Source organism: Archangium lipolyticum, assembly GCF_024623785.1.
GTDB classification, from domain to species: domain Bacteria; phylum Myxococcota; class Myxococcia; order Myxococcales; family Myxococcaceae; genus Archangium; species Archangium lipolyticum.
In genome coordinates this window covers 125,325-135,690 of sequence record NZ_JANKBZ010000031.1, presented here as the reverse complement: position 1 = coordinate 135,690, position 10,366 = coordinate 125,325, and the positions used below count along the sequence as shown (strand labels likewise).

The 10,366-nt window shown below is 69.4% G+C and carries 7 protein-coding genes; 6 read left to right on the top strand and 1 reads right to left on the bottom strand.

The features are described from left to right. The 4 genes from NR810_RS41625 to NR810_RS41610 all read left to right on the top strand — a co-directional run. Window positions 1–1,977: serine/threonine protein kinase (locus NR810_RS41625; RefSeq protein ID WP_257460833.1), on the top strand; the 1,977-nt coding region annotated here is incomplete at its 5' end. Between the two features lie 75 nt (window positions 1,978–2,052). Then, complete coding sequence (locus NR810_RS41620) at window positions 2,053–3,807, top strand: ATP-binding protein (RefSeq protein WP_257460830.1); 1,755 nt, start codon at window positions 2,053–2,055, stop codon at window positions 3,805–3,807. A 180-nt stretch (window positions 3,808–3,987) separates the two neighbouring features. Further along, a complete protein-coding gene (locus NR810_RS41615; RefSeq protein WP_257460829.1) occupies window positions 3,988–5,463 on the top strand; it encodes an ATPase domain-containing protein in 1,476 nt (491 codons plus the stop codon). After that, window positions 5,460–6,542, top strand: a complete 1,083-nt coding sequence (locus NR810_RS41610) for an ATP-binding response regulator (RefSeq protein ID WP_257460828.1) — start codon at window positions 5,460–5,462, stop codon at window positions 6,540–6,542. Before NR810_RS41615 ends, NR810_RS41610 begins: the two co-directional genes overlap by 4 nt. Window positions 6,543–6,551: 9 nt before the next feature. On the opposite strand, the gene NR810_RS41605 is transcribed toward NR810_RS41610, so the two are convergent. Then, window positions 6,552–7,652 carry a sterol desaturase family protein gene (locus NR810_RS41605; protein ID WP_257460826.1) on the bottom strand — a complete coding sequence of 367 codons (1,101 nt, stop codon included), beginning with the start codon at window positions 7,650–7,652 and terminating at the stop codon, window positions 6,552–6,554. A gap of 219 nt (window positions 7,653–7,871) precedes the next feature. On the opposite strand from NR810_RS41605, the gene NR810_RS41600 reads away from it, so the two are divergent. Both NR810_RS41600 and NR810_RS41595 read left to right on the top strand, forming a co-directional pair. Beyond that, window positions 7,872–8,873: a Kelch repeat-containing protein gene (locus NR810_RS41600; protein ID WP_257460825.1), complete on the top strand. Its 1,002-nt coding sequence runs from the start codon at window positions 7,872–7,874 to the stop codon at window positions 8,871–8,873. An 82-nt stretch (window positions 8,874–8,955) separates the two neighbouring features. Continuing rightward, window positions 8,956–10,344, top strand: coding sequence for a TAXI family TRAP transporter solute-binding subunit (locus NR810_RS41595; protein ID WP_306818945.1), 1,389 nt, complete (start codon window positions 8,956–8,958; stop codon window positions 10,342–10,344). Window positions 10,345–10,366 lie beyond the last annotated feature (22 nt).

The following is a 10,366-nucleotide window of genomic DNA, read 5'->3' as shown; positions in this document are numbered from 1 at the left end:
ACGCAGGCCGGCATCCTCAAGGGCAAGTTCGGCTACATGAGCCCGGAGCAGATCCGCGGCATGCCGCTGGACCGCCGCTCCGACATCTTCGCCATCGGCGTGTGTCTCTACGAGATGCTCACCGGCGTGTGTCTCTACGAGATGCTCACCGGCGAGCGGCTCTTCGTGGGCGACAGCGACTTCAGCGTGCTGGAGAAGGTGCGCAAGGCCGAGGTGCCGCCGCCCTCCACCTACAACCGGCGCATCCCCGAGGCGCTGGAGAAGATCGTCCTCAAGGCGCTCGCGCGTGACGTGGACGAGCGCTACCAGTACGCCAACGAGCTGGGCGACGACCTGCAGCGCTTCCTCATCACCTCGGAGTCCATCTTCAGCCGCAAGGACCTCATGCAGTACATGAAGTCCACCTTCGCGGAGGACGTGGAGCGCGAGAAGCTGCGGCTGCAGGAGTACGCGGACATCAAGCCCCCCGAGGGGATGATGGCCGCCATCGAGATGGGCTTCAGCGGAGCGTCCTCGGCCCCGCCGCCGCCGCCGGTCAGCGCGCCGGTGCCGAGCCTGCCGCCCGTGGAGCCGTCTCAGCCCCCCGTCGGCGCGGGTGGCGTGCGCCGCTCTCCCACGCTCGGGGCCCTGCCCAAGCTGACGGCCGCGCCGCCCGCCCCCAAGCCCCCGGTGCAGGAGGAGGAGTCCGGGGCGACGATGGTGGTGAACAGCTCCGAGTACTTCGACGAGCCGACCACCCAGCCGGGCATGGTGGGCCCCGGGCGCACCGTGACGCCGGTGGAGGTGCCTCGTCCGCTCGTCATCGACGAGCAGCCGGCGCAGCGCGTCCCCGGCGCGCGGATGTCGCAGCCGGTGACCGTGACCCCGGCTCCCGCGCGTGCTCCGACGCTCTCGCCCGCCTCCGCGGAGAGCACCACCGTGGCCCGCCAGGGCCGCAACACGATGGACGGGCTGCCGCGTGTCGTCCGGCCGGATCCGTCGGCCGAGTCCCCCGGCGTGGCGCGGCCCTCGCAGTCGGTTCCCACGGTGCCGGGCCGCCCTTCGTTCGCGCCGCTGCCCATGCCGCCCGTGGCGCCGCCCAAGGAGATGGTGCAGGAGGAAGAGGAGGTGGAGGCGTCGACCTCTCCAGCCCTCCCGGCGAGGCCGCTGCCCGGCTCCGCGCGGCCACAGGAGCGGGGCCCGGCTCCGGCTTCGGCTCCCGCTCCGGCCGCGCCCAACCGCCTGCCGCTCATCGCGGGACTCGCCGCCCTGGTGGTGCTGCTGCTCGTCACGGTGGCCTTCCTCGCGATGCGCCCCGAGCCCAAGAAGGGCTACATCCTGGTGAGCCTGCCCGCGGATGTGCGGGACGTCCGGGTGAACGTCAGTGGGCAGGACCTGAACGTGCCCAAGAGCGGGCCCATCCTTCAGGAAGTGCCGGCTGGCCCCGCCCTGGTTCTGGTGAGCGCCGCTGGCTACAAGCCCTTCACCCAGCAGATGGAAATCCAGCCTGGCACGACGCCCACGAACCTGGAGGTGAAGCTCCAGCGCGAGGTGCAGGTGGCGCGCGTGGTGGTCGTCACCCAGCCTCCGGACGCCGAGGTGAAGGTGGACGGCAAGGTGGTGCGCGAGAAGGGCAGCAGCTCGACCTACATCGGCGAGGTGCCGGCGGAGACCGAGGTGGTCGTGTCGGCCAGCGCCCCGGGCTACAAGCCGGCCGACAAGCGCCTCAACCTGCCCGCGGGCGACAAGCCGATGGACGTGCAGCTCAAGCTCGAGCCCGAGGGTTATGAGGTGGAGGTGCAGTCCGTGCCCGCCGGGGCCGCCATCTTCGTGGAAGGCAAGGACCTGGGCCGCACGACGCCGGCCCGGGTGCGGTTGCCGACCAGCGTGAAGCAGGTGAGCCTCAAGCTGCGGTGCCACGACGAAGCGAGCGTGGACGTGGCTCCCGCGATGGGCACGGTGAAGGAGCGGCTGAAGAAGCAGCGCGGCTGCCGCTGAGGACGATTCAGACAGGCGCCCGTCCGATGGGGGCGGGCGCGAGTGCCCCCCCGAGGGGGCTGGAGGGGTGTGTCCGTGACCAAGTCACGCAAGGCCGATCCGGCGGATCCGCTCGCGGAGCTGCCCGGCTGGGCCCGCAAGCTGGCCCAGAAGTACTACACGAAGACCGTCAGCACCTTCCTCCTCTATGGGGCGGTGAGGGACCTTCAGCCCACCACCCAGGAGGACGGCAGCCGGGGCTTCGGCACCCTGCGCACGTTCCTCTCCGAGGAGCTCTTCGGCGGGCGCGACCACGTCCTCTTCTATGACCGCTCGTCGGGCATCCGCTCCTCGTCTCCGGAGACGCAGAAGGAGCTGCAGCGGACGATGGCCGGCTACGACGCGCTCTATGGCACGGACTACGCCAAGAGCCTGCCGAGGGACCCGGCCCGGGCGCTGCAGATCCTCGAGAACTTCCTGCGGATGCGCGTGAGCGAGGGCAAGTCCCTGGCGCTCATCATCGACTTCGCCGAGACGCTGGTGCCGGGCGGGGAGATGAGCCACCTGTCCGCCGAGGACCGCTTCGTGCTGGCCACGCTGGAGAAGTGGGCGCACGACCCGCAGTTCCTCGCGGGGGACGTGTCCGTGGTGCTGCTGGCGGAGAACCTGGCGGACATGTCCCAGCGCCTGACGCGCAACCCGTACGTGGCGCCCATCGAGCTGCCCCTGCCCACCGAGGAGGAGCGGCTGGAGTACGTGCGCTACAAGCTGGAGGGCAAGAAGCTGGCGGCGGTGTCGGACGTGCCGCTGGCGGGCCTGGCGAAGATGACGGCGGGCCTGTCGCGCATCAACCTGGACCGCGTCCTCACCGAGGCCCTCGAGCACGGTGTGCGCATTACCTCCGACCTGCTCAAGGAGAAGAAGAAGGAGCTCATCCAGGCCGAGTGCCACGGCCTGCTCGAGTTCATCGAGCCGTCCAACACGCTCGACGCGGTGGCGGGCCACGGCAAGGCCAAGGAGATGCTGCGCAACGCGGCCAACGCGCTGAAGAAGGGCCGCATCGAGGTGATGCCCATGGGCTACCTCGTGAGTGGCCCCGTCGGCACGGGCAAGACGTTCCTGGTGTCCTGCTTCGCCGGGGAGATTGGCATCCCGGTGGTGAAGTTCCTCAACTTCCGCAGCCAGTGGCAGGGCGTCACCGAGGCCAACCTGGAGAAGATCTTCAATCTCCTCAAGGCGCTCTGGCCGGTGGCGGTGATGGTGGACGAGGCGGACACCTTCCTGGGCAACCGCGACTCGGGCGGGGACTCGGGGACGAGCAGCCGCGTGTTCGGCTCCATCGCCTCGTTCATGGGCAACACGGTGTACCGCGGGAAGATCGTCTGGTTCCTGATGACGGCGCGGCCGGACCTGCTGCCCATCGACCTCAAGCGCCAGGGCCGCGCCGAGGAGCACCTCGCGCTCTTCTACCCGGAGACGGAAGCCGAGCGGGAGGAGCTCTTCCGGGTGATGCAGAAGAAGACGGGCCTGAAGCTGGACGTGCCCTCGGTGGGCGAGCTGATTCCGACGGGGACTCGCCAGCTGAGCGGCGCGGACATGGAGGCGGTGCTGGTGCGCACCCGCTTCCGCGCGCTGGCCCAGGGGCGCGAGCAGGCCACGGTGGAGGACCTCAAGGCCGTCTTCGAGGACTTCGTGCCGCCCAGCTACCCGCTGGAGATCGAGCTGCAGAACCTGGTGGCGGTGCAGGAGTGCACCAGCCGCGAGCTGCTGCCCGAGAGCTTCCGCCGGTTGGACCGCGACTACATCACCCGCCGCGTCCGCGAGCTGAAGCTCCTGCTCGAGCAGGGGTAAGGCCTGGTTCCTTGGTTGTCCAGGTGACCTTCGGGCTGGCGCTCCCACGAGTTCCAGTGGGAGGGCGCTCTTCCCGTGTTACGGGAAGAGCGCGCGCCACCCGTCCAAGGATTTCTTCTCCCGTGAAGGCACGTCTCTGGCTGGGCTCGCGTGGTCCCTTCTCAACCGTAGCGAGCATTCATGACGGACGACAGCAACCGGAGGCAGTGCCTGGAGACCGGTATCCCGAGCTTCGATGTTCTGCTGGGGGGTGGCATTCCCCGCAGGCAGACGCTCATCGTCGCGGGCAACCCTGGCAGCGGCAAGACGATCCTCTGCAGCCAGGTGGCCTTCCTCGCCGCCGCGCGCGGGCTGCCCGTGGTGATCTCCACCGTCACCTCCGAGCCCCACGACAAGCTGGTGGATGCGCTCTCCGGCTTCTCCTTCTTCCGCCGCGAGCTGCTGGGCGAGAAGCTCTTCCTCATGAGCACCTACGCCTCGCTGAAGAAGGGGGCCAAGGAGGCGCGTGATCTCCTGGTGCACACCGTCCGCGAGCGCGGCGCGAAGCTGCTCTTCATCGACGGGCTGCGCGCCATCCGCGACCTGTGGCAGGACGAGGCCAGGCTGCGCGAGTTCCTGTACGAGCTGGGCATCGGGCTGTCCGCCACGGACTGCGTCGGGCTCTTCACCACCGAGTACCCCCTCGAGAAGCTGATGGCCCTGCCGGAAGCGACGACGGTGGATGGCATCGTCTCGCTGTCGGTGAACACGCGCGGCGTGCGCCGCCTGCGCCGGGTGGAGGTGGTCAAGCTGCGCGGCCGGCCCCACCTGCCCGGCGAGCACCTCATGCGCATCGGTCCCGAGGGCGTGGAGCTCTTCCCCCGGCTCGAGACCCAGATTCCCTCCGACAAGGACTTCTCCCCGACGCGCGGCCGGGCCGGCTTCGGGCTGCCCGAGCTCGACGGGCTGATGGAAGGCGGGCTGCCCGTCCAGAGCACCACCCTGCTCGCGGGCAGCATGGGCATTGGCAAGACGCTGCTCGCCGCGCACTTCGCGGCGGAGGGAGCCCGCCGGGGGGAGAAGACGCTCTTCGTCTCCTGCTTCGAGCCTTCCTCCGCGCTGCTCGCCCGGGCGAAGCGGATCGGATTGGACGTGCAGGAGGTGTTGGCCAGTGGAGCGCTGACGTTGGTCCACCAGCCTCCGGCCGAGACGGAGGCGGATGTCCTCATCGAGCGCATCCTGCGGGATGTGGCGCGTCAGGGAATCCAGCGGCTCGTCCTCGACGGACTGACGGAGCTCGAGCTCTCCATCGCGGACCCGGAGCGGCGGCGCACCTTCCTGGCCGCCTTGAGCGTGCACCTCCGGGCCGCGGGAGTGACGTCCCTCTTCACCAAGGAGGTGTCGAAGATCGCTGGCACCGAGCTGGATTTCAGCGACACGCCCATCGCGATCCTCGGCGAGAACCTGCTGCTGTTGCGCTACGTGGAGCTGCGCGGGCGCATCCACCGCATCCTGTCCATCCTCAAGATGCGCGACAGCAAGTACGACGGGAACCTGCGCGAGTTCGAAATCAACGACGCGGGGATCCGGGTCCTGGCGCCGATGCGCTCGGTGGAGGGCCTGTTGACGGGGCAGGCCCGGCCTCTTGGCGCAAGCGTCGTCGGAGAGTCGAGATGAGCCTCATCCTCATCGCGGAGGATGAAGAGGCCATGCTCGAGATCTTCGCCCAGGTGGTGGAGGACCTGGGTCATCGCGCCCTGCGGGCACACAATGGGGAAGAGGCCCTCATGCTGGCCCGGACGGAGCGGCCGGATCTGGTGGTGAGTGACCACATGATGCCCCGGCGCACGGGAGTGGAGCTGCTCCGGGCGCTGCGTGCCGATGCCCGGCTCGAGACGGTCCCCTTCCTGTTGCTGAGTGCCGCGCGCCCCAAGGGCCTGGAAGAGGCCGATGTCTTCCTCTCCAAGCCGGTGGAACTCGAGACCTTCGAGAAGACCGTGCGGAAGGTGTTGGATTCGCGTCCCTCCGCCGAGCCTCGCAATGAGGTCGCGCCCGGAGGGGCCCGCGCGGACCGCTCCAGCGGAACCGTGCGCGAGGAGATGCTCAACTGGGTCGCCCATGAGATCAAGACGCCCTTGAGCTCGGCGCGGCTCAACGCCCAGCTGCTGCTGCGCAAGCAGGGGAACAAGAGCACTCCGGAGGAGAAACGCTTCACGGAGACCATCCTCCGCCAGCTGGACCGGATGAATACCCTCGTCACCTCCATCCTCGACGCGGCGCGCCTGTCCGAGGGCAAGCTGGCGCTGCAATTGGAGCCCGGGAATGTCTCGGCGTTCCTCCAGGAGGTGGTCCAGGAATGGCGCGAGCTCCAACCGCAGGTGGACTTCCACCTGAAGGAGCCGGAGCAGCGGGTGGAGCTCTCCTTCGATGCCGAGCGCGTGCGCTACATCCTCAACAACCTGATCTCCAACGCGGTGAAGTACGGGGGAGAGGCACGGCGTGTCGAGGTGACGCTGTCCCTCTCACCCGGGCTGGCCGTCGTCCAGGTGCGCGACTGGGGCGTCGGCATCGCGGCCTCGGAGTTGCCCAACGTCTTCGACCGCTTCCACCGCGCGGAGGTCGCCGGAGGACAGGGGCATGGACTGGGCCTGTACATCGCCGGGGCGCTCGCACGGCTCCATGGGGGCTCGCTCACCGCGCAGTCGACGTTGGGTGAGGGCTCCACCTTCAGCCTCCGGCTTCCCCTCTCGCGTTGAGCCCCGGGGCTAGAGCAGCGCCACCACCACCGGCGCCGCCGCGAGCCTCACCGCCTCGACCCACGGCCCCCAGCGCCTCCCCTCCAGCACGCCTCCCAATCCACCCAGGGAGGCCAGGAACCAGGCCGCGAACGCGAGCCGCGAGGGCAGGGGCAATGACGAACCCCGGCCCAGGAACAGCACGGTGAGCAGCAACGTCAGCACGCCCACGAGGCCGACGTAGAGCGCCACCCGGCGAGAGAAGCGCACGTCGAACCGGGTTCTCCCCTCCACGGCCTCCGCGGCCGGAGCATCCACCCCCGCCGGGCGCCACTCGGGCGGCATGACCCAGACCTTCAGCTTGTCCAGGAACCTCGGCGCCCTCCAGGACAGGACCGCCAGGTCGCGGAAGGGGGTGATGGCGGCCAGCAGCGGGTTGAAGGTGCGCACCTGCTTCACCGTGCCGTAGGTGACCGGCTCCACCTCGGGCTCGAAGGTGCCGAACAGCCTGTCCCAGATGATGAGGATGCCGCCGTGGTTCTTGTCCAGGTAGCGGCCGTTGCAGGCGTGGTGCACGCGGTGGTGCGAGGGGGTGCTGAGCACCCACTCGAGGGGCCCGAGCTTGCCGACGAGCTCGGTGTGCACCCAGAACTGGTAGAGCGTGTTGAGCCCCGCCGCGGTGGCGAACATGGCCGGGGAGAAGCCGAGCCACGCCAGCGGCAGGTAGAAGACGCGCGAGAAGAGCGGTTGGATGGGCCCCTGACGCAGGGCCACGGCCAGGTTGTAGTCCTCGCTCTGGTGGTGGGGAGCGTGCGCCGCCCAGGCCAGGTTCATGCGGTGCGAGACGCGGTGGAACCAGTAGTAGGCGAAGTCGACACCGAGCATCAGTCCCGTCCAGGCCAGCACCGAGGAGGAGGGGATGTCGAAGAGCCGGTGCTCGTAGATGGCCAGGTAGGCGCCGGCCAGCAGCCCCACGGCCACGACGTTGAAGACCGTCTGGGCGGACCCCAGCGAGAGGTTCGCGAAGACATCCGGGCCTCGGAACACGCGCCGTTTCCGGAGCCGCCCGGCGAGCCACTCGATGCCCATCAGGACGAAGAAGAGGGGAATGGAGAGGGTGATGAGGCGCATGACGGGGAGAACTCTATATGGTGTGGGGGCTGCACTCTTCCAAGCGGAGACATCATGCGCAGAACGAGCCGATTGTCGTGGCTGATGGCTGGAGTGGTATCCCTCATGGGTGGCTGCCAGCCTGGGGAGGAGCCCTCCACCCCTGGAGCCTCATCGTCACAGGCCATACGGGCGGACCTGGCCCCGACCTGGGTGGGCAGGTGGACCTCCCACACGCCCATGAGCACCGCGCGCAGGCTCCACACCGCGACGCTGCTCAACTCCACCGGCTCGGTGCTGGTGGCGGGCGGCATCTCCCCTTCCGGCAACACCGCGAGCGCGGAGGTGTATGACCCGTACGCGGACAGCTGGTCTCCCACGGGCTCCCTGAATCTGGCGCGCGCCGGCCACACGGCGACGCCGCTCGGCTCGGGTCAGGTGCTGGTGGTGGGCGGCCATGCCTCCGGTCAGCCCTCGACCGGCACCGCGGAGCTGTATGACCCGGCCACCGGCACCTGGAGCTTCACGGGGAGCCTGAACACGTCTCGCGTCCGGCACACCGCGACCCTGCTCGACTCGGGCAAGGTGCTGGTCACGGGTGGCTTCACCTACCCCTTCAACCCTGGCTCCACGAGCGCGGAGCTGTACGACCCGGCCACCGGCACCTGGAGCCCCACGGGCTCCATGGTCAAGGCACGCATGTGGCACACCGCGACGAAGCTCTACTCGGGCGAGGTGCTGGTGCTTGGCGGCTTCAACGGCAACGAGGGCACGCTCGCGAGCGCGGAGCTGTACGACCCGGCCACCGGCACCTGGAGGCTGGTGAGCCCCATGCCGTCGGGTCACTACAGTCACACCGCGACGCGGCTCTACTCGGGCTCGGTGCTGGTGACGGGCGGCTTCCTGGGCCCCAACACCCAGACGGCCATCTACGATCCCTTCAACGACCGGTGGACCAATGCCGCCCCCCTGGGATGGGCCCGCGAGAGCCACCACGCGACCCTGCTCTACTCGGGCCAGGTGCTCATCTCGGGTGGCGACAACGGCGATGGTCTCACCGTGCCGGAAGCCGAGCTGTATGAGCCGAACTGGAACGGGTGGCGCTTCGCGGGCTGGCTGCCGGGGAACGGCCCGGGCTCCGCCGAGACGCTGCTGCACACCGGGCAGGTGCTGCTGACGGGCGGCTCACTCAGTGGGGCGCCCCGCGCGAACGTCTCCCGGTACACGCCGCCCTCCGAGTAAGGCGGGCTGGCGGGCAGGGGAGACCTGGCTCTCCCTTGCCTGTCCGACCTCTTACGGAGAGGCTGCAACCCGTTCAGGACTCATGAAGGCGGATATGATCAAGGAACAGCTCCGGCGCACGTTGCGGCGCGACTTGTTGCTCACGCTCGCGCCCACGCTCCTCATCATCGGGGCCGCGTTCGCCGTCACCTTCTACTTCGTCAAGCCCGCGCCACCGAAGAGGCTCGTCCTCGCGACGGCGCAGGACGAGGGCGGCTTCCGCTACTTCGCGCGGAAGTACCAGGAGGTCCTCGCGCGGCACGGCGTCACGCTGGAGATCCGCCAGACGAAGGGGTCGGTCACCAGTCTCGAGCTCCTCTCCGGAGACACCCCGGAGGCGGACGTCGCTTTCGTGCAGGGCGGTACGGCGGCCGGGGAGGGGGCGGCGCGCATCGTCTCGCTCGGCAGCCTCTCGTACGTGCCGCTGTGGGTCTTCTACCGCGGTGAGCCCATCGAGGACGTGCGCGGGCTGAAGGGCAGGCGCATCGCGATCGGGCTCGCCGAGAGTGGGACGCATGCGCTCGCCCGCATGCTGCTGGCGGCCAACGGCGCGGACCAGGCTCCGACGGAGCTCCTGCCGTTGGATCGCGACCAGGCCATCGAGCAGCTCAAGCAGGGTGGCGTCGACGCGGTGTTCCTGGTGGCCCCCGCGGAGTCGCCGCCGATCCAGAAGCTCGCCGCGGCCCCCGGCGTGCGGCTGCTCAGCTTCACGCGCGCCGACGCCTACGCCCGCAAGTACCCGTACCTGTCGAAGCTCGTGCTGCCGCGAGGCGTGTTCAATCTCGCGGCGGACGTTCCGGAGCAGGACGTGGTGCTGCTCGCGCCGACCGCGAACCTCCTGGCGCAGGACACGCTGCATCCGGCGCTCGCGTACCTGCTCATGCGCGCCGCGAGCGAGATCCACGGCAGTGCCGGGTTGCTCGACCGCTCGGGAGAATTCCCCGCGCCGCTCGAGACCGGCTTTCCGCTCAGCGACGAGGCCCGCCGCTACTACCAGGCCGGCATTCCGTTCCTGCAACGCTACCTGCCGTTCTGGGCCGCGAACCTCGTGGACCGGCTCTGGGTGATGCTCGTGCCGATCATCGCCGTGGTGGTGCCGCTCGGACGGGCCGTGCCGGCGCTGTTCCTGTGGCGGGTCCGCTCCCGCATCTTCCGGTGGTACGCGCGCCTGAAGGAGATCGAGCTCCAGCTCGAGGAGAACCCCGGACGGCAGATGCTCGAGGACATGCTCAAGCGGCTCGAGGAGACCGAGCGCGCGGTGAACCGGATTCCCACGCCCCTGTCGTACGCGGAGAATCTCTACTTCTTCCGCGAGCACATCGAGGTGGTCCGCCGGCGGCTCGTCCGGCTGCTCTCGGAGGAAGCCGCGAGCAGCGGAGGCCCGGACGCAGGTGACGGGCTGAGAGGGACTTCCTCGGGGCGCCTCGCGTGAACATTCCTCTCCTCTCGGGAAG